14 protein-coding genes and 2 pseudogenes are annotated in these 23,085 nt (G+C 68.1%); 12 read left to right on the top strand and 4 right to left on the bottom strand.

Annotation, left to right across the window (positions count from 1 at the left end):
- Positions 1–87 precede the first annotated feature (87 nt).
- The 6 genes and pseudogenes from AB0917_RS01590 (at position 88) to AB0917_RS01615 (ending at position 11,095) form a co-directional block, all read left to right on the top strand.
- On the top strand, positions 88–6,519 hold the full coding sequence (locus AB0917_RS01590) for an RHS repeat-associated core domain-containing protein (RefSeq protein ID WP_366817417.1): 6,432 nt from the start codon (positions 88–90) through the stop codon (positions 6,517–6,519).
- Positions 6,516–6,938, top strand: coding sequence for an Imm10 family immunity protein (locus AB0917_RS01595; protein ID WP_366817418.1), 423 nt, complete (start codon positions 6,516–6,518; stop codon positions 6,936–6,938). The genes AB0917_RS01590 and AB0917_RS01595 overlap by 4 nt, the downstream gene beginning before the upstream one ends.
- A gap of 316 nt (positions 6,939–7,254) precedes the next feature.
- Positions 7,255–8,004, top strand: coding sequence for a transposase family protein (locus AB0917_RS01600; RefSeq protein ID WP_366817420.1), 750 nt, complete (start codon positions 7,255–7,257; stop codon positions 8,002–8,004).
- A gap of 153 nt (positions 8,005–8,157) precedes the next feature.
- Positions 8,158–8,571, top strand: a pseudogene (locus AB0917_RS01605) (transposase family protein); the annotation flags it as partial.
- A gap of 147 nt (positions 8,572–8,718) precedes the next feature.
- Positions 8,719–9,527 (top strand): IS5 family transposase gene (locus AB0917_RS01610; protein WP_366817421.1). Its coding sequence is split into 2 segments (ribosomal slippage): positions 8,719–9,052 and positions 9,052–9,527, totalling 810 coding nucleotides; the frame shifts between segments, so codons are not numbered across the junction.
- An 819-nt stretch (positions 9,528–10,346) separates the two neighbouring features.
- Positions 10,347–11,095, top strand: a pseudogene (locus AB0917_RS01615) (transposase family protein).
- 324 nt (positions 11,096–11,419) lie between these two features.
- On the opposite strand, the gene AB0917_RS01620 reads toward AB0917_RS01615, so the two are convergent.
- The 3 genes from AB0917_RS01620 to AB0917_RS01630 all read right to left on the bottom strand — a co-directional run bounded on the left by AB0917_RS01620 (position 11,420) and on the right by AB0917_RS01630 (position 12,899).
- Positions 11,420–11,695, bottom strand: a complete 276-nt coding sequence (locus AB0917_RS01620; RefSeq protein ID WP_366817422.1) for a helix-turn-helix domain-containing protein — start codon at positions 11,693–11,695, stop codon at positions 11,420–11,422.
- Positions 11,692–12,375, bottom strand: coding sequence for a hypothetical protein (locus tag AB0917_RS01625; RefSeq protein ID WP_366817423.1), 684 nt, complete (start codon positions 12,373–12,375; stop codon positions 11,692–11,694). The genes AB0917_RS01620 and AB0917_RS01625 overlap by 4 nt, the downstream gene beginning before the upstream one ends.
- 365 nt (positions 12,376–12,740) lie before the next feature.
- Positions 12,741–12,899 (bottom strand): hypothetical protein, encoded by a 159-nt coding sequence (locus tag AB0917_RS01630; RefSeq protein ID WP_366817424.1) that lies wholly within the window; start codon positions 12,897–12,899, stop codon positions 12,741–12,743.
- A 508-nt stretch (positions 12,900–13,407) separates the two neighbouring features.
- Between AB0917_RS01630 and AB0917_RS01635 the strand changes: the two genes are divergently transcribed.
- Both AB0917_RS01635 and AB0917_RS01640 read left to right on the top strand, forming a co-directional pair.
- Complete coding sequence (locus tag AB0917_RS01635; protein WP_366817425.1) at positions 13,408–14,418, top strand: AAA family ATPase; 1,011 nt, start codon at positions 13,408–13,410, stop codon at positions 14,416–14,418.
- Entirely contained in the window at positions 14,419–15,894 is a 1,476-nt protein-coding gene (locus tag AB0917_RS01640; RefSeq protein WP_366817426.1) for a tetratricopeptide repeat protein, read from the top strand. It abuts the gene before it with no gap.
- Positions 15,895–15,918: 24 nt separating this feature from the next.
- Here the strand turns inward: AB0917_RS01640 and AB0917_RS01645 are convergent, their stop codons facing one another.
- A complete protein-coding gene (locus AB0917_RS01645; protein WP_366817427.1) occupies positions 15,919–16,821 on the bottom strand; it encodes a serine/threonine-protein kinase in 903 nt (300 codons plus the stop codon).
- Positions 16,822–16,860: 39 nt separating this feature from the next.
- On the opposite strand from AB0917_RS01645, the gene AB0917_RS01650 reads away from it, so the two are divergent.
- The 4 genes from AB0917_RS01650 to AB0917_RS01665 are packed head-to-tail and all read left to right on the top strand — an operon-like array spanning position 16,861 to position 23,085.
- Complete coding sequence (locus AB0917_RS01650) at positions 16,861–18,426, top strand: PD-(D/E)XK nuclease family protein (protein WP_366817428.1); 1,566 nt, start codon at positions 16,861–16,863, stop codon at positions 18,424–18,426.
- Positions 18,423–19,583: a hypothetical protein gene (locus AB0917_RS01655; protein ID WP_366817429.1), complete on the top strand. Its 1,161-nt coding sequence runs from the start codon at positions 18,423–18,425 to the stop codon at positions 19,581–19,583. Before AB0917_RS01650 ends, AB0917_RS01655 begins: the two co-directional genes overlap by 4 nt.
- Positions 19,576–22,794 (top strand): hypothetical protein, encoded by a 3,219-nt coding sequence (locus AB0917_RS01660; RefSeq protein WP_366817430.1) that lies wholly within the window; start codon positions 19,576–19,578, stop codon positions 22,792–22,794. Before AB0917_RS01655 ends, AB0917_RS01660 begins: the two co-directional genes overlap by 8 nt.
- A gap of 3 nt (positions 22,795–22,797) precedes the next feature.
- Complete coding sequence (locus tag AB0917_RS01665; protein WP_366817431.1) at positions 22,798–23,085, top strand: hypothetical protein; 288 nt, start codon at positions 22,798–22,800, stop codon at positions 23,083–23,085.

A 23,085-nucleotide genomic window follows, 5' to 3' on the forward strand; every position in this document is an offset into this window, starting at 1 on the left:
CCGTTGGGGCGCCCCGATGTGCCTGCACCCCGCGTGAGTAAGGTCAAGGCCATCTCAGCGCTCGGGGCCGAGGAGGCCCGCGAAAGGGTGGCGAAGAACAAGGCCCTCAACAGCCAGCAGGCTGCTCAGGCCCGCAGCGAGCAGGCCGCCCGCTGGCCCAAGGCAGCACAAGGCACCCACGAGATATCAGGGAAGCCGGGTGATTCCGGTACGGCCTTCGTCTCTGTTACCGAGCTTCCGCTCGCGAAAACCACGGCACACAACGGTAGACCGGCTGCGCCCGCCAACGGTATGGCTACGGTGAATGTCCTCGATCAGAAGGCTGCCCGCAGCACGGGCATCACCGGCGTCGTATTCACCGCCGCCGCCGAATTTGCGGGGGACGCCGGGCTCACCGTCGACTATTCCTCCTTCGCCGACGCGATCGGTGGCAACTGGGGCTCCCGCCTCGGGCTGGTGTCCCTTCCCGCCTGCGCTCTGACCAGCCCGCAGAAGCGGGAGTGCCGCACCCAAACCCCCGTGCAGTCCCAGAACGATGCCGGTGCGCAGACCGTCTCCGCGCGGGTCGCCGTTCCGCAGACAACCGAGGCCAAGGGGGGCGCGGTCCCGACCAGCGTGTTCGCCGTGACGGCGGGCGTCGCTCCGGCGTCCGCAGCGGGCGACTACAAGGCAACCCCGCTGGCGACCTCCTCCAACTGGGAGGCAGGCGGCTCCTCAGGCTCGTTCACCTGGTCCTACCCCGTCAGCGTTCCGCCCGCAGCCGCAGGACCGGCGACTTCGCTCTCGCTGTCCTACGACTCGGGCAGCATCGACGGCCGAACCGCGAACACCAACAACCAGGGCTCCATGCTGGGTGAGGGATTCGACCTCACCTCGTCCTACATCGAGCGCAAGTACGGCTCGTGCGACGACGACGGCCAGCACGACAAGTCCGACCAGTGCTGGAAGTACGAGAACGCCTCACTCGTCCTCAACGGCAAGGCCACCGAACTTGTCAAGGACGACACCAACGGCACCTGGCGGCTGAAGAACGATGACGCCTCCCAGGTCACCCACGGGACCGGAGCTGACAACGGCGACGACGGCGACAACATCGTCAAGGGCAAGGGCAAGGGCAAGGGCAAGGGCAAGGGCGACGGCAAGGGCGAGTACTGGAAGGTCACCACTGGTGACGGCACCACCTACACCTTCGGCCTGAACAAGCTTTCCGGCGCCGGCACCGAGCGCACCAACTCCGTCTGGACGGTCCCGGTGTTCGGCGACGACGCCGGCGAACCGGGCCACTCCTCGGGCACCAGCTTCTCCGGCCGCTCCAAGAACCAGGCATGGCGCTGGAACCTCGACCTCGTCACAGACGTACACGGCAACGCCTCCACCTACTGGTACAAGGCAGACACCAACCACTATGCCAAGAACGGCGACAAGACCAAGCTTGCCGCCTACACCCGCGGCGGCTACCTCACGGAGATCAAGTACGGCCAGCGCGCGGATACCCTGTTCACCGGCACCACCTCTGGCAAGGTGACCTTCAGCTACAGCGAACGTTGCACCGCCGACAACTGCTCCTCGTTGACGGAGGACACTGCCAAGAGATGGCCGGACGTACCCTTCGACGCACTCTGCACCGCGAGTGAGACGGACTGCATGCCGACCGGTCCCGCCTTCTTCACCCGCAAGATGCTCACCGGCATCAGCACAAGCGTCTGGTCCACGGCTGCCGAGCCCGCCGCCTACAAGGCGGTTGACAACTACGCGCTCACCTATCAGTTCCTGGACGGCGCGGATATCGGCAACCCGTCCGACAAGACCCTGGTCCTCAAGTCACTCCAGCGCATCGGCAAGAACGGTGGTTCCATCTCTGTACCACCGGTGGAATTCGGCTACCACATGCGGCCCAACCGCGTCGACGCCCCGGGCGACAACATCGTCCCGCTGACACGGCCTCGCATCAACACCATCACCACCGAGACCGGCGCCATCACCACGGTCACCCTCTCCGACCCGCAGTGCGTCCGCGGCAGCAAGATGCCCAAGGCAGAGGACGACAACAACCTCTCCTGCTACCCCGTCTACTGGCCCATCAACGGCGGCGACCCGAAACTGGACTGGTTCCACAAGTACAACGTCACCGCCGTCACCACCTCCGACCCGGCCGGCCAGAACCCCGCAGTGGAAAACTCCTACACTTACGAAAGCCCTGGCTGGCACCGCAACGACGACCCCTTCACCCCCGAGGACGAGCGAACCTGGTCCACCTGGCGCGGCTACCAGAAGGTCACCACCTACACCGGGGACACCAGCCACCCGCAGTCCAAGACGGTCCGCCTGTACATGCAGGGCATGCACGGAGACAAGCGCCTCGACGGGACCACTCGCAGCGTCCAGATTCTTGGGATTGATATCGCGGGGCTGAATGTCACCGATGCCACGGACCTAGACGTCTACGCGGGATTCCTTCGCCAGGAGATCACCTACAACGCCGCAGAGCCCGTCTCCGTCACCTGGCACAACATCTGGTACAAGCAGACTGCGAGTCAGCAGCGCTCATACGCGAACACCAAGGCGAACTATGTTCGTACTGCCCGGACCTACCTGAACACCTATCTACCCGTCAGTAATACCTGGCGGCGTAGCAGCACGACGTATACGTACGACGCCACCTACGGCATGGCTACTCAGGCCGAGTCAAGTGGCGACATGGCGAAGACCGGCGACGAGACATGCAGCCGTACCTGGTACGCCCGCAACCCAGCCAAGGGCCTGACCAGTCTGGTTTCCCGTACCCGCGTTGTCGGCTCCGCCTGCCTGGACTCCGCTGGCGCGACTTTGACCGACGACAAGTTGGACCTCCCCGCGACGTCCAAGACCCGCGGCGATGTCCTCTCCGACACTGCAGCGGTCTACGACAATCTGTCCGCCACCGGCTGGTCCGCCTCACAGACGCCGACCCGTGGTCTTGTCACCTGGTCCGGCAGAGCCAAGGCCTACCCGGCTGCCGCCGGTACCGTCGACCGCCCCCCCAACGTCAACGGCGGCTGGCAGACCGCTGCCAAGACGACCTACGACTCCCTCGGCCGACCGCTCACCGTCACTGACGCCAAGGGATATGTCACTTCCACTGCGTACTACCCCGCTGCTGCCGGCCCGCTGACCGCCATTATTGTCTCCGCGCCCAAGCTCACTTCCTCCAACGGCCAGATCCACAAGACGTACACCTACGTCGACCCGGCACGCGGATCTGTGACGAGCACGCTCGACGCCAACCTCAAGAAGACCGAGAATATCTACGACGCCCTTGGCCGCATCACAGGCACCTGGGCACCCAATCGCACCAAGGGCATCGACACACCCACGGCGAAGTACGATTACAACTTCGCCCGCGGCACTCAGCCCTGGACCTCGGTCGCCACCCTCAAGGCCGACGGCCAGAGCTACAACACCAGCTACGCCATCACCGACGCCCTGCTCCGCCCGCTCCAGACACAGACCGCATCGCCCCTCGGCGGCCGGGTTCTCACCGACACCCGCTACGACTCGCGTGGCCTGGCCTACGAGACGTACGTCGACATCTACGACAACCTCAAGGTGCCGGAAGGCACGTACGCTCGGGCCTCCTACGCCCACACCCCGGCCCTAACCCGGACGGCGTACGACGCGGCGGCCCGGCCCACGAAGACCACGCTTACCGTGTTCGGCGAGGACCGCTGGTCGACCACTACGAGCTACACAGGTGATTCGACGGCCACCACAGCCGTCAATGGCGGCAATGCCATGCGCACCATCACCGACGCGCTGGGACGCACCACGGAGACGCGTACCTACGGTGGCACGGCACCTACCGACACGGCCTACGGCGCTACGACCGGCACCCCCTACACTCGCGTCAAGTACGACTACACCCGTGACGGCAAGCAGTCGGTCATCACCGGCATTGACGACGCCAAGTGGACCTACTCCTACGACCTGTTCGGCCGTCAGACCGGCACGACCGACCCGGACAAGGGCGCCTCCACCACCGAGTACACCGACCTCGACCAGGTCAGCCTTACCACGGACGCACGTAACGCCAAGCTGCTGTACGAGTATGACGAGCTCGGCCGTAAGATCGGCCTGTGGCAGACGGCGAAGGCCGACGCGAACAAGCTCGCCGACTGGACCTACGACACCATTCTCAAGGGCCAGCCCAGCGCCTCCACCCGCTACGTCGGTGGCACCACCGGTAAGAGGTTCACCAAGCGGATCACGGAGCACGACACGCTCGGCCGCCCCATTAGCACTGACCTCGAGCTTCCGGCCGACGACCCGCTGGTCACCTCCGGCGCGGTCACGTCCCCCCTCACCTTCGGAACGGCGTATCTCGCCGACGGGAGCATCGCCAACACCAAGGAACCGGCCGCCGGTGGTCTCCCCAAGGAGATCATCTCGCCCAAGTACAACTCGCTCGGACTGACGACCGAACTCTCCGGCACCAGCACCTACCTCCTCGGTGTCACCTACTCCGCACTCGGCCAGGTCGAACAGCTCACCCTGGGCGCAGGCGCCAAGAACACCTACATCACCAACAAGTACGAGGCGGGCACCGGCCGCCTCACCCGCAGCCACGTCACCAACCAGACGCACCCGTACATGCTGCAGGACCTCAACTTCACCCGGGACGACGCCGGCAACGTCCAGTCGATCCTCGACCCCACCACACTCGGCGGCACCACCAAGGCCGACAACCAGTGCTTCACCTACGACGCGCACCGCCGCCTCACCGAAGCCTGGACCCCCAAGACCGCCGACTGCGCCACCACGGGCCGCTCCACAGCCAACCTGGATGGGGCGGCACCGTACTGGATGAGCTACACGTACAACAACGCCGGCCAGCGCAGCACCGAGACCACCCACACGACCACGGGTGACGCGACCACCGGCTATGAGTACAAGACCCCGGCCAGCCAGCCGCACCCACTCGTCAAGACCACTGGAGCCAGAACCGCGACATACGGCTACGACCTCGCGGGCAACACCACTAGCCGCCCCGGCACTCAAGCCACCCAGACCCTGCTCTGGAACACCGAAGGCCAACTGTCCTCCACCACCGAACCGGCCGTCGGCGCCAGACCCGCCCTCGGCACCACCTACCTGTACGACGCCGACGGGGAACTCCTGATCCGCCGCGCGAGCGGCGACGGCGACACGATCCTCTACCTCGGCTCGACGGAGGTACGCCTCAAGACTAAGGGGACGGCGAAGACGGTCTCCGGCACCCGCTACTACAGCGCGGCCGGCCAGACCATTGCCGTGCGCACGGCCATTCTCGGCACTGCGGGCAGCAAACTCAACTTCCTGGCAGGCGACCACCATGGCACCAGCAGCATCGCCACTGACGCCACCACCCAGGTCGTCACCAAGCGTTTCAGCACCCCCTTCGGAGGAACGCGCGGAATCCAGCCAGCGACCTGGCCCGACGACAAGGCATTCCTCGGTAAGCCAGCTAATTCAGCAACGGGCCTGACCCACATCGGCGCCCGTGAATACGACCCGGCGACCGGTCAGTTCATCAGCGTCGACCCCATCCTCGAACTCGACAAACACCAGACCCTCAACGGCTACAGCTACGGCGGCCAAGCCCCCGCAACTAACTCCGACCCCACAGGTACACGCCTTGACCCGGGCAACGGCCGACCCGGTAACAACAGTGCGGCGCCGGTTCCTCCTGCAGGGCTCAACTGGGATGCGCCGCCTGGGACTGGCTTCACTGGCGGTACGGCTACGGCCGGCAGCGGCGGCAAGGGCGGCTCCAGAGGTGGTGGTAGCGGAGGATCCGGTAGTTGTTCCGTTCTGCAGGGAAACTGCACCCGCGATGCAATGAGCGGAGCGGTAGAGAAGGGTCCTGGACCACTCGAGGCAGCCATTACTGGCCTTGTATCCAACGTTGTCTACGCCATCGATGGGGCTGGCTGGCTCTGGGATGATGGATGCTGGGGCGATGGCGGGTGGGGACAACCCGGTTGCGGGTTCGGTCCCGGATACGACGAACAGATGGCCGAATCGGGGGTGGACACGGCAAGCGGCTACTATCTGGTTCCTGGGGTCCTGGCCTCAGTATTCGCTCACAAGCCAATGGCCAAGTCCGGAAAGCCTACCTATGGAGATAGGAAGGCGCGTGACCGAAAAGGTTCAATAACGGGCAAGACTACCACGAAGACTCATTGGGCCAGGGTTGAGGTGACTCGCGACGGCCAGATGGTAGTCACCTACAGCCTGAGAAGTGGCAGCATGGCCGGCGGGGAGAGTCAATCGAAGTCCCACACGGAGACTCGGGTGATCCGAATGTCCGGCACGACCAGTATGGACATTAACGGCGATCCCTACTCAAATCTGGCGCCCATCAAGTCGGGCGACACAGTTACCATTCATGGGCTGAAGCCGCCGTGCCAGAATTGTCAGGCGCGCATGCAGCAGGCGGCGGAGGAACTGGGGGCGACCTTCGTGTACAGGCAAGGCAAGAGGGAATGGAGTTGGGGTAGGTGACTCAACCATCCACGTACTGGGCGATCACTGCGCTGGTCATCGGAGAAGCGGTGCCAGGTGCAACTTTCACCGTTTTCATTGGGGACGGAGAAGATGCAGAGAGTGATGGCTTTTACTTTGACTTCCAGCGTCCCCTAAGGGACGAGGTGAAAGAGCAAGACGTGCGGAACGAGACCGACAGTTATTGCGTCGTGAACGAGAGCGACGGGGTGCACTACGGCGGCCTTGAGGAAGTTTCTATCCTGCATGGGATACTGCGCCTCCGCTTCGATGACGATGCTGTTGAGGCACTCGAACTGCCGGCCAATGACGTCCCATTGGCCATCTCGCCCGATCTCGACATCCGCAAGCTGGGGGTTGGTCTGAAAAGGGTCTTGTCCTACGGAAACCCTGCCAGGCAACCCAGAATCAACCTCTAGCTTCGCCTTCTGCTCAGGCAGAGAGCTTCGGGCGAAGGGTGAAAATGCCCGCCTGGCAGGCGGGGTCCTTCAATAGGGTTCCCTGGCCCTGACCCGAAGTAAGTAAATGTGCTTCGGGTCAGAGCCGGTCGTTCAGCTATCGGTCTTCGGCCCCACGGTTTCGCCGACGGAACTGGCTATCTCACCGGCCTGATTTTCAGTGAGCTTCTTCGAGTTGGCCACTGATCGGGTTATGGGTCGTGAGGCGCAACGAGCGAGACCCCTGGGCTGTTGATCGAGATGTCTGACGTCTCCATCACGTTGCTCGGGGGCCTCGTTGGTCATCCATCCTGCCGCACTCGACCTGCCGCACGCACTCGTGGAGTGGGTCACTATGCTGATCGTCACCCGTGAGGGCGACCGACGCTGCAAACTCCGCCCGTCACAGCGCGCGATGGTGGCACTGGCGTACCTGCGCGAACACACCACTCCGGCGAAGATCGCCGCCGGGTTCGGGATCAGCGAGTCCACGGCCCATGCCTACACCAGCGCGGTTGTCGACCTGCTCGCCGAACGTGCACCAGGTCTGCTGAAGACGCTGCGCGAGCACGAACCCGAGTTCGTCCTGCTCGACGGCACCCTCGCCGAGTGCGACCGGGTCGGCGACGGCCGGGCCGACTACTCCCACAAACACCGGCGCCACGGTGTGAACGTGCAGGTCGTCACCGATCCCGGCGGCCGGCTGCTGTGGCTGTCACCCGCCCTGCCAGGCCGCACCCACGACCTGACCGCTGCCCGCACCCACCGGATCATCCGGATGTGCGAACGCCAGGGCGTTCCCATTCTGGCCGATCTCGCCTACCAGGGCGCCGGCCCGTGGCTGACCACCGGCATCAAACACAGGCCCCTGCAGGAACTCACCTCCGCCGAGAAGACCATCAACCGGGCCCTGGCCGAAGCGCGGGCGCCGGTCGAGCGCGGTGTCGCGCGACTGAAGTCCTGGCGCATCTTTCGCAGGTCCCGATGCAGCCCCAACCGCATGACGTCAATCGCCAAAGCTGTCCTCACTCTGGAGCGTCACCGCTGAAGAAGCTCAGTGAGCTGTTCTCATCCTGTGACGTGAGGGTGATGGCCGGTGGTGATCGGGGTTCGCAACGAGGCGAGGCTCCTGGTCGTTGCGGTGGTCTTCTCTACGCACCCACGCCACGTCCGAGGAGCCTCGTTGGTCCCGTACTCTGCCATGCTCGATGTCCAGCACGAGGTCGTGGAGCACGTTTCCTGGCTGATCTACGCCCGAAGGCGTGAATTGAACTCCCGGTGGAGCAGGCTGGGTTGCTTTCAGCAGGCTCTGCTCACGCTGGTCCATCTGCGGAAGAACGAGACGCTGGCCCAGGACGGTGCCGGGTTCGGGGTCTCCACTGCGACCGCCGGCCGGTACGTCAACGAGACGGTCGAGATCCTCGCCGACTAGGCGCCTGGCCTCCATGACGCCCTGGCCGCGGTGAAGCCGTGGGAGCACGTCATCGTCGACGGCACCTTGATCCCTGCCGGCCGTGTGGCCGCCGGCGAGCCGTACTACTCGCAGAAGCACAAGCGGCACGGGATGAATGTGCAGGTCATCGCCACCGCGAACGGCACACCGCTGTGGTTCTCCCTGAGGTTCCCCCGAGATGTGGTGGGTGGTGACAGCAGGTCAGATGGATCTCATGAGAGGAACTCTGGCTATGAGCTTGTAACACGATCTTGTTGATGTGGGCTGGTCGAGCGTTACCGGTGTGACGATTCGGCCGTTCGTGATGGTGTGGGTACTCGACCGTGGATCGTGGACGATGAGTTGTGGGCGTTGATCGAGCCGTTGCTGCCGCCGTGGCCGGAGCGGTCGCCGGGGCCTCGGCCGGTGTCGGACCGGCTCTGTCTGCAGGGCATTCTGTTCGTCCTGTACAACGACATAGCCTGGCAACTCCTGCCGCTGGAGCTGGACTTCGGATCGGGGCAGACGTGCTGGCGCCGGCTGGACCGGTGGCAGAAGGCAGGAGCTTTCGACCGGCTGCACCAGGTCCTGCTCGCCGAGCTGAACGCGGCCGGCGAGCTCGACTGGTCGCGGGCCTGCGTGGATGGTTCTCACATCCGCGCGAAAAGGGGGGCGCCGACACCGGTCCGTCGCCGGTCGACCGGCGGAAGGCGGGCAGCAAGCACCACCTGATCTGCGACGGACGCGGCATCCCACTGAAGGTCATCACGACTGCGGCGAACGTCAACGACGTCACCCAGACCCTCGCCCTGGTCGACGGCATCCCGCCCGTCGCAGGACGCCCCGGCCGTCCCCGCCGCCGACCTGAATCCCTGCTCGGTGACAAGGGCTACGACTCCAACGCCCACCGGGACGCACTGCGGAACCGACGAATCCCGCCCGTCATCTCCCGCAAGGGTTCACCGAACATCAAGGGCATCGGCAAGCTCCGCCACGTCGTCGAGCAGACCTTCGCCCTGCTCCACCAGTTCAAGCGGCTCGCCGTGCGCTGGGAACGCCGCACCGAACTCCACGACGCCTTCGTCTCCCTCGCCTGCAGCCTGATCTGCTTCAGACGCCTCAAGAAGACACGATCATGATCGTGTTACGAGCTCTATGACGCATCATGTGGAGTGCGTGGCGATCCTGGAGCCTGTTGCAAAGCGCGTCTGACCTGTGGCTTTCTGTATCAGGGTCGCCTCTCGACCTGTTTCGCCTGTGTAACAGGTCGGTCGGCCCGAACCGCTGTGACCTGCGCTTTTGGAGTGAGGGCAGTATTGAAGGTTGTTGCGGTGGCTGTCTTGCGAACGCTCTTGACGTTCAAGTGACGCTGGCTTGATGGCCCGTTGAGCCTATGGGCGCACCGAAAACGCGGTCGCCCAGGCGCGTTCGAAGCGCTCCCGGACGGTCTCTGTCGCCCCCGCCGCACCGCGCACCCCAAGCGGGAATCACCCGACACCACACGGCGGCTCCGGAGCAGGGCGAACGCGACGTCGCCGACCTCCGCCACCCACTCGTGGGCGCGCGTACGCCGGGGCTGAGGGGCGCGATGCGCTCGTGGGTCCTCACAATCGGGACTGGCTGCCGGGCAGGTGTTCATCGGCACGTAAATCCCCTGCGTGCAGGCAAAGGCCAGTGACTTTTCGCGGCGGGTGCCTTCAGCGTCATCCTTCGTCGGAGTCACCGGTGTCCGGCTCAGTGGTCGGAGGGGCTGGGCGGAGCCTGGGTCGGCTCCGGTCGGCTGCCGACGGGCCTGTAGCCCCTCTTCCCGTTGGGATCCAATCGCGGTCGAGTTTTGGTCACTGAGCTCTTTCAGAGTGGCCACTGATGGGTGACTGCGCGACTGGCCACAACGCACGAGGCACCCGCGCTGTTGAGGGAGGTGTTCGACGTCTCAACTCATCAGCGCAGGTGCCTCGTTGGGTCCTCATCCTGCCGCACTCGACCTGCCCCACGCGTTGGTCGAGTGGCTCACCATGCTCATCGTCACCCGCGAGGGTGACCGCCGCTGCAAGCTCCCGCCGTACCAACGTGCGCTCGTCGCTCTGGTGTACCTGCGCAAGCACGACACCCTGGCCCAGATCGCGGCCGGCTTCGGCATCTCAGTTGGCACCGCCCACGCATACACCACCGCTGTGATCAACCTTCTCGCCGGTCAGGCGCCTGGCCTGCTGAAGGTCCTGCGCAAGAGCGAACCGGAGTACGCCCTGCTCGACGGAACACTCGCCGAGTGCGACCGCGTGGGCGACAGCCAGGCCGACTACTCGCACAAGCACCGCCGCCACGGCGTGAACGTGCAAGTCCTGACCGACTCGACCGGGCACATGCTGTGAATCTCACCGGCCTTGCCGGGCCGGTGCCACGACCTGACCGCGGCACGCACTCACCAGATCATCCGGATCTGCGAACGCCAAGGCGTCCCATACTGGCCGACCGCGCCTACACGGGCGCCGGACCCTGGGTCACCACCGGGCGCAGACGCCCGCCCGGCGGCCATCTGACCCCGACAGAACGGACGGTCAACCGTGCACCGGCCACGTCCCGAGCACCCGTCGAGCGTGAGATGGCACGACTCAAGTCCTGGCGGATCTTCCGAAGATCACGATGCAGCCCGAATCGAATGACGTCAATCGCCAAGGCCGCCCTCACCCTGGAGAGGCAGGGCTGAAAACGCTCACTGTTTGTTGTGGCCAATGAAGCACCGATCATGATTGTGTTACGAGCTCTACGGCTGCCTTGCCTTCGAACCTCCGTCGGGCATACGTGGCCTCCCTCCCGCCTAAGGAACCTGACCCAGTGCCGAAACCGGATGCCGAGCTTTCTCCTCAGGCCGATCAGGATCCTCTGCCATAGAGCACGATCATCCGCCCGGTGTCGACTCAGCGGGGCCGCCACCGGGTTACGGATGGGTGGGAGCATGGAGCAGCAGGGGCGGTGTGGCCCCGGGGGCGAAGTGACGGGGCCACACCGTGGGGACACAAGGCTCTTCTGGTCAGAACCCTGTTTCCCGGCAGTCCGGGTCCAGTTCCGGGTCCACGCTGTAAAGGGATCGGTTGTCGATCCCCAGGGCGCGCATCAGATCGGTAGTCGGAATCCGGTACCGTCTTCCGACGCGGATGACCGGGCAGGGGAACTGGCCTTCACGGATCAGCCGGTACGCGGTCGTTGAGCCGATGCCGAGGGCTTTGGCCGCCGTCCTCAGGTCCACCGCGACGGGCAGGTCGAACATCTCGGTGAAGCTGAGCCGGCCCGGCGCCGGGCCCTTCATGCTCGCCTCCCTGTGGGGCGGACCGGCAGGGTGCCCACGCGTCGACCGGACTGTCGCTTCCGGGGGCGGTGGCGTGTCGAACGGTCCCTTGCACCGTCGTCGGTGGCGACGACAGTGCCCCTGCGCAGATGCTCCGGACGCACCCGGAACCGCAGCGGTGCGCGCAGCCCGGCCGGGGTGTCCGGACGGTCGACCCGCACGTCCAGGCACTCCTCCACGGGGGCGTCCGCTGCCCCGTCGGACGCAGTGAGCGCGTGGTCCTGGGTGATGTGCTCGATCTGTGTGGAGGGAAGCTCCCGCAGGCCGTCACGGGCGAAGCGCCAGGCCCTGGTGCGGGCTGAGCGGATCAGGGACGAGTCGCAGAGGTGGCTCGCGGCGTCCGGGGCCGCCAGCTCCTCCAGGAGGGCCAGGGCCATCTCGGCCTCGACGTCGGATCGATCGGCGCGCAGGCGTGTGCAAACGCGGTAGACCGTTCCGGTCAGCCGGGGGAGTGCCAGCCAGATCACCAGGAGTTTCCCGGTGCCGTGCGGAGTGCGGTCACTCAGCGCGGAGCGGAGTAGCTCCTTCCAGACCGCGGCGGCGAACTGCGGGTCGGAGTCCGGCCCGTACAGGGCGTCGTGCGTCTCGGTGGCGGTCAGCCGGACCGGCTCCGCTCCGTCGCTGTCCGCAGGAACGGTCACGAGGACCGCTCCGTCGGCTCGGAGTTCGTCGAAGTGCCGCCTCACCGAGGTGAACGTGCTACTGGAGTATCCATACATCAGGAAATATCCTCTCTCTGAGCTCAGGGTGCTGGACGTTCCGGATGGTTTGGAGCGCTGCGGGGTGGCTATATCGCCGCAGACCGGGATGGAGTGGGAAGTAGCCCCAGGTGCCCCACTTTGATGCGTACGTATGCGGTGCTGGTCTCTTCGACCGGGAATTGCCGTCTTCGACCACGAGCGTGTGACAGATGCGGAAGGGCGGCGAGTTCACCGGAAGGTGAGTACCGGAGGGGGCGAGGGGGTGGGTGCCCGTCCCGGGACGGGCACCCACGAACCTGTGGAACTCAGGCGGTCTCGGAGGGCGAGGAGTCCGGCGCCTCGGTGCGCGGAGTCGTGGGCGTGGTGCCCTCGGTCCGGTCGCCCGCCCGCCGGCGGCGGCTCGGCGGCCAGTCGGGGGACTGGCGCAGACGACTCGCCCGACGGTTTCGCTGGCGGTTGTTCATGAGGTTGATGTGTCCTTCCTGTTGGGTCGATGGCTGGCTACACCGCCGTCTCGAGCTTCTGCGAGCGGCTGGTGCCATCGTGCCCGGGTACGGGAGAAGGCTGCTGGGCGGAAACTGAGGGAAAACTGAGCCCTGGGGGCGTGAAGGAGCACGCGTGTGTGAAGTGGTACAGCGCAACGCACAGATGAAGGGGGTGCCGTCGAGGGGCCCGGATCACGGCTTCCGGTGCGGAGAAGGGAACGGCCATGAAGGGGTACGTGCTGGGCCCGGTCAGTGCGGAGGGGGACGGCGGCGGGAGGGTCTTCGGGAGGTCGAGGGCCGCCGCGCTGTTCGCACTGCTGGTGACATCGCCGGGCTGCCGGTGCACCAGGGAGGAGATCGCCGAAGCCATCTGGCCGGGTAACGAGAAGACGGCCGAGCTGGTCGACCGCGCCATCTCCGACCTGCGGAAAAATTGGGCCGTGAGGTCGTGCCGCACGGCGGCAGGTCGGGCTACTGCACGCTCCGTGTGCCGGAGGGAGATGTCGACCTGCTCCGCTTCCGCGACGAGGTGGCGAAGGCCGAGGGGCTCAGCCACCCGGAGCGGTTCGAGCGGCTCGGCGCGGCTCTACAGGAGTGGGACGGCGGCGAACCGCTGTGCGGGCTGCCCCAGAGCGGCTTCCAGCTGCGCCGGGAGGAACTGCGGGCGGAGCTGATGACCGCCGTGTACGCCCGGCTCGACGCCGCCTGGAAGTCCAGGAAGACGAAGTGGCTCCGTGAGGAGACGGAGAAATGGTACGAACGCGCACCCCAACTGCCCCAGATCTTCCGGTTCTATCTGCTCGCCCATGACGACCTGCCGAAGCGTCGGCGTGAACAGCTCATCACCGGGTGGAGGGGGCGCAACGGAAATCCGGACCCCGACCTGCAGAACGCCATCGATCTGGTCCGAGGAGTCTCCCACCGGCAGGGCGGGACGCTCCTGCCGCCCGTGCCGAACCAGTTGCCGGGCAGTGGACGCAGGCCTGTCGGACAGGAGCAGCTGATCCACGGCCTCGCCGACGCCGTGTGCGCGCAGCAGGACGCCGGGAATCTGGCGCTGGTCCTCATCAGCGGCATGGCGGGTGTCGGCAAGACAACGGTGGCCCACGAACTCGCCCGCTCGCTGCGGGAGCGCTTCCCCGACGGGGTGCTGCACGCCGGACTGAACGGGTTCGCCGGCGGAGACGTACGGCCCGCCGAACCGGCCGAGATCCTGGACGGGTTCCTGGCCACGCTCCCGCCCTACACCACGGTCACCGGAACGGAGAGCAGGAGCAACGCGCTGCGCTCGGCCCTCGCCCACCGCTCGGTGCTCATCGTTCTGGACGACGCGCTCAACGCTCAGCAGGTGCTGCCGCTGCTTCCCGGGGACGGCACCTGCGCCGTGATCATCACCAGCCGCAACGACCTCCTGCGCCTGCAATCCGAGAGAAAGGTGCTGTTCCGCAAAATGGAGCCGCTGTGTGAGGCGGACGCGCTGGAGGTGCTCCAGGAGTAGGTGTCGCCGAAGGACCGGCAGACGTACGACCGTCCCTTCCGTGAACTGGTCGACCTCTGCGGCCGGTTGCCGCTGGCCCTCACGGTGGTGGCCCGGCTCCTGGAGAACGGCGCGCGTCCGCTGCGTACCATCTCCGCCCTGGTACGGGAGATGAGGGGGGAGCGGGCGAAGCTGGACGCCCTGGACCTGCCGGAGGACGTGCTGTCGGTCCGCGCCGCGCTGAACTGCTCCGTACGCGTGCTCGGTGAAGAGGCCCGGCTGCTGCTGTGGCAGCTCGCCCTCCACCCCGGACCCACCGCCTCCTGGGAGGCGGTGATGGACCTCGGGAGGGCGGCGGGCGAAGGAGCGCGCACCGACCGGGCCCTGGCCGAGCTGGTGGCGGCGAACCTGGTGGAGCTCCAGGGCGACCGCTACGGGCTGCACGACCTGGTGCGGGCCTTCGCTCGCCACGACGTGCGGCCGGGACCGGACGGAGTGAGGGGGGACATCGAGCGGGCGACCGTACGGCAAGTGCTGGAGCACCAGCTGCACAACGTCCGCGCCTGCGACCAGGTGCTCGACCATGAGCGCACCCTGCCTATCGGCGAGCCCGACGGGGTCACGGTCATCGACCCCGTGGAACCCGGGCAGGCGATGACGTATCTGGACGAGGAGTACGACGCCGTCCAGCGCGGCATCCGATTAGCCGTCGACCGGAGCATCGAACGGTACGCATGGCTCCTGCCGATGGCCCTGGGCACCTACCAGTGGCGCCGCCACCGCCTCGACGACGCGCTGAAGAACCTCCGGTACGCCGTCGACGCGGCGGAATCCGTCGCCGCCCCGGTCGACTGCGCCATGGTCCACCGGATGTTGGCGGGGACGCAGTGGCGGCTCGGCAGGTACGACGCGGCCGTGGGCAACCTGCGCGTGGCCGTCCGGCTCAGCACAGAGGACCGCAGCGAGGAGGGCCGGCTGAGTCTGGCCCGATCGCTGCACCGGCTCGGCATCACCCTGCGCAAGCAGGAGGACTGGACAGGGGCGGAGGAAGCGCTGTGCCAGGCCCTGGAGTTGTGCCGGACGGTGTCCGACCCGGTCGGGGAGGCCGCCGCCCTGAACGCCCTGGGGGCGCTCCACCACGACCGGGGCGACCATGAGCAGGCGCTCCGCCGGTGCGCGGACGCCCTCGTGGCGGTGGAGCGCACCGTGGAGCGCAGCGGCCTGGCCGACGTGCTCTTCACCCTGGCCAAGGTCCACCTCTCCCGTTCCGAGCGGGCGGAGGCCGTGGCTCTGTACCGGAAGGCCTGCGACATCTACCGCGAACAGGGCAACTGGCCCTACGAGGTCAAGGCGCGGCGGCTCTTCGCGGACGTCCTGGTGTCCGCCGGTGAGACGGGAGCAGCGGTACGGGAGCTGGAGAAGGTCATCGTGCTGCGCGAGCAGATGGGCGGCGAAGGCGTACGGGAGATCCGCGAGCTGCTGGAAGGGCTGAGGTGACCCGCCCCAGCCGCCGGGCCACCGTCACAGCTGGGGCGGGTACGTGCGGTAGTACTCGGTCGGGTCGGGGCGCAGCCGCTTCGACGGGCGCCGCGAGCCCGGCCGGGGCAGGTACGGGCGGAGTTGGTCGAACATTTCACGGACATCCGACGGGCGCTCCTCCGCTTCCCACCGGACCATCCGCAGCGCGAGGGAGGAGAACTCCCGGGGGAGCTTGGCGAGCCGGTCGGCCGGCAGCACCGGGCCGCCCCGTTCCGCCCGTTCCTCCAGTCCGCCGTAGGGCAGCCGCATGACGGTCATCTCCAGCAGGATGCAGCCGAGCCCGAAGATGTCCGCCTGCCGCGTCAGCCCCGTATCGCATGCGTCGGACTGCTCGGGGGAGGCCCAGCCACGCGTGCCGCGCTCGTGGGATGTCCGCTCGCCCGCCATGATCGCGTGGCCCATGTCGATGAGACGGAGACGGCCGTCCGGCTGCACGATGACGTTCTCGGGTTTGAGATCGCAGTGCACCAGATGCCGGTCGTGCACCTCCCACAGAATTTCGCACAGCTGGCCGATGACCGATGCGACGGTCCCGGGATTCCTGACCGGCCGGGCCGCTAACAGGACGTTCTGCAGTTGGCGCCCCTCGACGAATTCCATGACCAGGCAGCGGCGCCCCCGGTGCGTCCCGGTGGTGATGATTTCAGGGATCGCCTGAATTCCCGCCAGCATCATCATGCGGGAGCCCTCTTTGAGGAGGTTTCTGCCGGCCCAGTGGAAGTCGCTCTCGGGTCCGAGATCCCGGGCCTTCTGGAGTTTCAGAGCCACCCTCTCCCCGCTTCGGCGGTCACGGGCGAGGAAAAGGTCGCCCTGGCCGCCGTCACCGACCATGTCCAGCACTTCGTAATGCTCCTCCACATTGCCGATCTCCTCGATCTCTCTCATGACCACCCTTCTTTCCTCCGTACAGAAAAGGAGCAGGAAATGTCACAGCCATGGCTGCCCCCCGACGGGGTGACCCGCACCTCCGAAGTCATCACGGTATCCGCCGGAATGTTCAAGGGAGGCGAATTCCGATGCCCCGCCGCCGATGCCCTCAAGACTCGCGGCTACCACACCGCCGATCCCGCACCGCGCCGCCGCGAGCGGCTGGAGCACTTCACCCTCGGCCCCTTCATGGCTGCCTGCGACGCCCGCTTCCGGCCCTCCGGCGGCCCGCCCCGGGCCCGTACCGCACCCCCGCACGACGGCCTGAGGAACTGGTCGGACCATGGCGTGAAGGCATACGAGGCGGCCTTCCCCACCGACCCGGAACGCCCCCTGACCGAGGTCCCCGAGCCGTGGGCGTACCGCTACCGGCCCTCGGGCCCGGACCCACGGAACGCCGGGGAGTACCGCTTCACGGTGTGGGGCCGCTGCCTGGCCTCCGCCGACGGTGCCCACCGTGAACTCCGCCTGCCCGTGCACCGCCTGAACCGGGACCTGCCGCCCGACGGGTTCACCGCCGCCGTCGCCCTCGTACTGGCCGAAGGGACCCCCGGCCCGCCACCGGAGCACGTACGGGTCGTGGAGTTCGCGCTGTCCGACGGCCGGACGCGGGAACTCTTCGCCGGCAGCCGGGCGCAGGCGCTCGCCCGGTACCGTGAGCACGGCCCTGATGCCCTGGCCGGCCTGCTCGACGGGCAGGAGTACCGCCCCGGTTCGGCCTGCGGGGGATGCCCCTACCTGTCGGTCTGCCCGGCCCTGCGCCGGGCGCCCGGACTGCTGGGGGTCGAGGCGCGGGACCGGCCGCGCCGCACCTGGTCGGTGACCAACGGACGCAACTACCGGGCCTGCCCGGCCCGCGACCACCTGCGACGGCTGCACCTGCCCGCGGCGGACTCCGTCGAGCGCGAGGTGACGGCCGAGCGCGGCCGGGCCCTGCACGCCTACCTCGCCGACCGGCATGGCCACGGAAAGCCCCGCCCGTGCACGGTCGAGGTGCCCGAGGAGTGGGTGCCGGACGGGTACGACCTGCCCGACCACGAACGTACGCTCGGGGCCCTTCTGCTGCGGCGGCACGCCGCGGTCTGCCCGCTGCGCTGCGTCGGGGACGGCACAGACGTGCGGACCGAACCCCGGGTGGTGCGGCACGACACCGCCGCCGACGTGGTGGTGATCGCCGCACCCGACCTGCTCTACCGGGACGCCGACTCGTGGGTGTGGCGCGAGACCAAGACCTCGGCCACCGACCGGCGGTCGAACCGCCCCCTGCTGGAGACCTACCCCCAACTGGCCCTGGCGGTCGTGCTGGTCGCCCGTGGCGACCTGGGCGGCGCCCCGTCCCGCGCCCGGGTCGAGCTGGAGGTGCTGCGCCCCGGCGGCGCCGATCTGGAGATCATCGACCCCTTCGCCCCCGCCAACCGGGCCGCGGCCGAAGGAGTCCTGCTGGAGATGGTGGCCGACTGGCACGGGGACGACCTCTACGCGGCGGTCCCCGGGCGCTCCTGCGAGCGGTGCGAAGTGGCCCGCTGGTGCTCGGCGTCGGCCGCCGCCCAAGTGGCGGCATGACGGCGGGGGCGGCGGCCCGCCGCACCGGCCGAGCGGCGACCGGGGAGGCGCCGGAGGGCATGGGCACCGAACTCTTCCTGGAACTCGCCCGTATGGTGGCGGCCCTGGCCGAGGTCCAGGGTCTCCGCTCGTTTGCCCTGCCCCATCCTGGCCTCGCCCAGCGTGCGCTGGACCGCACGGTGCTGCACTGCCTCGACGTCGGGGAGACACCGCCGAAGAGCCTGCCGGAGCTGTGGGAGTGGTGCCGGACCCGGCCGGCCGACGACCCGCTCTTCGCGGTCCCCGCCGCGCTGCTCACCCCCGGCACGACGCTGGTCCATCCGGTCGGCCGGATGCCGACCCGGTCGTGCCTCGAAGTCGCCTCGTACGGGCCGGACGGCGGTGTGGCGGGCCACGCCGGCGCGCTCCTGGACGACCTGGAGGCGCGGTGCGGAACGGGCGAGCGCTACCGGCGGTGCCGGAGGTTCCTGGCCCGCCACCCCGTGGTCCACCAGCAGGACCGCTTCGGACCGGGCTGGAGCAAGGCCGTCTGGAGCCAGGTCAAGGACCTCTACGGGCCGCTGCCCGAATCCCTGCTCGCCGACGGTGTCTTCCTGCGCTGCCCCGTGTGCGGGCTCCCCGCGCTGCCCCGGGAACGGGACCGGCTCGTACCCGGACCGCCGGCCACCGGGGAGGACCTCTGGTGCGAGGGCGAGGAATGCCCGCGCGACGACGCCCCGCAACTGATCCGCGAACCGGAACAGGCCTGGATCCTGCGGAGTCCGCTGCGGATGTTCCTCGCGCTGCCGCACCGGACCGAGGAGGCCGCCCGGGAGGCACTGGACCGCGCCGGGATCGGCCACGCGGCCCTGCCAGGGCCCCTGTGCGCCTACCGGCTGACGGACACCGGTCCCAACACCAGTCCCGACACCGTGGACATCCAGGTGTACGACCGCCTGCAGCCGGCTCTCCTCGCCGCCCATCTCGCCGGCAGCGCGGCCCCCGCGGACCGCACTCTCGTCGTGGTCCCCGAGGCGCTCGCCGGCCGGGACGGCTACCGGGAGACCTTCATCGACGCCCTTCCCGCGTTCCTGCGGGACCGGCTGGTGCTCACCACACCCGTGGACCTCGTACCCGATCTGGGACGGGTCCGGGGAGAGAAGGAGAACGATGCGTAGCATCACCCCGCCCCTGACCGACGTACTCCGCGCCCTGGGAGCCTTCCTGGGGGAGTCCGAGCGCAAGCCCGCGCTGGAAGCCCTCTGCCAGGTGGAACTCGGCCTGTACCTCCAGCAGAAGCTGATGCCGGGCAGCTCCGCGGGCAGCGCATGGGTGCTGTTCAGCGGATACGGCTTCGCCGAGGCGTACGGAGCACCGCTTCCGCCGGACACCGGGCAGACCTTGCGCACCGCCCGGTACTCGCTGTGGACGCTGCGCAGGAGCCGCACCTGGCGCGAGGCGCTGGAGAGCTACCAGCTGTTCGATCCCCGGGTGCGCGGCTACGACGTACCGGACACCGAGGAGCCCGCCACCCGCCGTCAGCTCTCCGTCGCCGCCGACCGCTTCTCCGTGTACGAGCAACTGCTGCGCACCGCACCGCCGCTGGAGGGCAAACGCATCCCGGTCGCGGGCCAGGGCCCGCACGCCTTCCCCGTCAGCCGCACCATGGCTGTCGTCGATCTGCCGTCCGTCCCCCACACCCCCGTCGTCGCGCACAACATGGACCTGGAGCCGGCCGGGGGCGGGGAGCCCCTGGTCTTCACGAGGAAGAGCCTGGAGCGCACCGCGGCGGAGATGGACGCCACGCACGCCCGCGCCGGTGGGGGGCGGCCGCCGCGCTGGCTGGAGCGGCTGCGGGCCTTCGATCTGTCCACCAGGGAGAACGGGGCGTTCCACAAGGCCGGCAGGGACGAGGACTTCACGTTCACGGTCGACGGGATCCAGCACCTGCTCGGCATCGTCGGCGCGGGCAAGAGCACGCTCCGCGACATCATCGCCGTCCACCTCGCGAAGCTCGGCAGGCGCACCACCATCGTGGTCACCGATGTCGCGGAGGTGCTGAAGCTCGTCCGGCTCTACAACCTCCACACCGGTGGCGCCGCCGCACCCGTGCTCGGCTCCTCCGGCCGGGAGCGGCACGCCCAGCGGTTGCACCGCCGGCTCGCGGGCCGGGGCGAGCACCGGCTGCTCGCCCACGACGACCCCGCCTTCGCCTACCTCGGGACCTCCTGCGTGCTCAACATCAGGCGGCAGGGGGCGACTTCGTCCACCGAGCAGCTCGCCTTCGGCGAGGCGCCCTGCTCCCGGCTCCGGCCGCCGTCGGATTCCCGGCGGGACAAGGGGGACGGACGGGCCTCCGAATGGCAGAAGAAGGCCAAGACCTGCCCGTACTGGTCCGTCTGCCCCCGGCACCACGGAGCCCGTACGCTGGTCGGCGCCCTGATCTGGGTGGCCACACCGGCCGGGCTGATCGACGCCTCCCCGCCCCGGCCGCAGAACGGCGAGCGCATCCGCTACCTCGAACTCGCCTGCCGGCGCAGCGATCTCGTGATCATCGACGAGGCCGACCGCGTGCAGATGCAGCTCGACCAGGTCTTCGCGCCCGCCCTTGTCCTCGCCAGCGACGAGGACAAGGGCTTCATCGACCAGCTGAGCCGGCACAAGATCCGGGAACTGGCGGCGAGCGGACGCACCCAGCTCTCCGAACGCGAAGTGGAGACCTTCGCCGCCGCCCTCAACACCGCCGGAGCGGCCACCGACCGGCTGTACGCGATGCTCGTCGCCGGGTACGAGCTGCGCAAGTGGGTGCGTACGGGCTACTTCAGCGCCTGGACGCTCCAGCTCCAACTGCTCGACGAGCGCTACGAACTGCCCAGGGGCAGTGGGCCGGAGCACGAGAACCACGCCCCCAGGCAGGCACTCGGCAAGCTCCTCGACGCCTTCCGTGACAACCCCTTCGGCGACCGCCGCCGCAGGACGGAGGAGGACTTCGGCCGACTGACTGCCCTGCTCAACGAACTGCTGCACACCGGCAACCCGGAGAACACCCGGCGCCGCCTGGCCGAGGTCATGGACGACGTCTTCAAGATCACCCCGCAGTACATGGCCGTCCGGAAGAAGGAGTACAAGAAGGAGTACGAGGAGTGGCAGCGGGAGGAGGAGGAACGGCAGCGGAAGCGCGGGCGCCGCAAGAAGCCCAGGCAGCCGCCCGCGACCCCCGAGCAGTGGCGGCAGAAGCTTGCCGAACGCTTCGAATTCACGCTGCTGCGCAGCGCCCTGGAACCCCGGCTCGCCATGATCAACGCCATGTGGCCCCGCGTCGAGGCCGCCCTCAGCCTCGGCTACAACACGATGTACCGCCGGCCGCTCGACTACGGCCCGATGGTGCCCGAGGCCCCGATGGGCAATGTGCTCGGCTTCCAGTTCCGGGTCTCCGGCGAGGACGAGGGCGGGGTCCGCAGCGGCGAGCTGACCTTCTTCCGCTGCAGCGGCGTCGGCCGCGAACTGCTGAGAGCCATGCCCCACCTCGCCTCCGTCGACGGCAGGCCCGGCGCTCATCTGCTGCTCATGTCCGGCAGCAGCTGGGCGGGGGCGTCCAGCCGCTATCACGTCTGCGTCCCGGTCGGCGTGATCATCGAACCGCCGGCCGAAGTGACCGAACGCATCGCGGACGAGAGCCTGATGCGCTTCGAGTTCATCGACGACGGGGACGAGATGCTGCGGCTGTCGGGAACCCACCCGGACGACCGCCCCGAGAAGCTGCGCCGCATCGCCACCCATCTCGGAGCGGGGGAGTACGAAGCCCTCGAAGGCGGCCCGCTGGAGCGGGAACTGCTCTCCCTGCCCCCGGGGCGCGACCAGATCCTCCTGCTGGTCGGCAGTTACGCCGAGGCGCGCACCGTGGCCGACACCCTGCACAACCTCAACTCCCGCTGGCGCGACAGCGTGCTCTGCCTGGTCTCGGACGACGAGGAGATCGCCCCGGAGGACGAGGCGCCGTCCGCCTACCGCGCCCGGTCGCTGCGCCGGGGTGACGTCGAGCATCTCAAGGACCTTGAGGCGGACATCCTCGTGGCGCCGCTGCTGGCCGTGGAGCGGGGCCACAACATCCTCAACGACGACGCCGAGGCGGCCATCGGCACGGTCTACTTCCTGGCACGGCCCAATCCGCACCCCGAGGACCTGCACCTGGCCGTCCACGCCGTCAACGACTGGATCGTCCGCGCCGTCACCGGCGGCGATTTCGCCACCTGGGTACAGGCAGGAGCCACCGTCGAGGAGGGCGCGGACGAGGTACGCGGCCTCGCCCGGTCGCACTGGTACACGGTGCTCGCCCGCCCGATGGCATGGAGCAGCCTCGGCGACGAGGTACGGGAACAGGTCACCTAGGACATGCTCGTCCTGATGTGGCAGGTGATCGGCCGGCTGGTGCGCGGCGGCGTACCGGCCCGGGTGGTCTTCGTCGACGCCGCCTTCGCCCCCAACCTCGCGGCCGCGACCCCACGCCCCGACACCCCTGCCTCCAGCCTGCTGCACAGCGTGCTCGACGTGCTGGACCCGTACTTCGACGGCGGCACGAAGAGCGTGGAGGAGCAGTTCATCGCCCACGCCCTGTACGGACCGCTCCGGAGCATGCTCACCCGTCTGCTCTCCCCGACTCCCGTCCCGGCCCGCCCGTAG

The sequence above is a fragment of the Streptomyces sp. NPDC007346 genome (assembly GCF_040703535.1).
Lineage (GTDB): Bacteria > Actinomycetota > Actinomycetes > Streptomycetales > Streptomycetaceae > Streptomyces.

Coding starts and splice junctions, on each gene's coding strand:
- AB0917_RS01620 (WP_366817422.1), bottom strand. CDS start 11,695: ATGAAGGGCCCGGCGCCGGGCCGGCTCAGCTTCACCGAGATGTTCGAC.
- AB0917_RS01630 (WP_366817424.1), bottom strand. CDS start 12,899: ATGAACAACCGCCAGCGAAACCGTCGGGCGAGTCGTCTGCGCCAGTCC.
- AB0917_RS01645 (WP_366817427.1), bottom strand. CDS start 16,821: ATGAGAGAGATCGAGGAGATCGGCAATGTGGAGGAGCATTACGAAGTG.
- AB0917_RS01650 (WP_366817428.1), top strand. CDS start 16,861: ATGTCACAGCCATGGCTGCCCCCCGACGGGGTGACCCGCACCTCCGAA.
- AB0917_RS01655 (WP_366817429.1), top strand. CDS start 18,423: ATGACGGCGGGGGCGGCGGCCCGCCGCACCGGCCGAGCGGCGACCGGG.
- AB0917_RS01660 (WP_366817430.1), top strand. CDS start 19,576: ATGCGTAGCATCACCCCGCCCCTGACCGACGTACTCCGCGCCCTGGGA.
- AB0917_RS01665 (WP_366817431.1), top strand. CDS start 22,798: ATGCTCGTCCTGATGTGGCAGGTGATCGGCCGGCTGGTGCGCGGCGGC.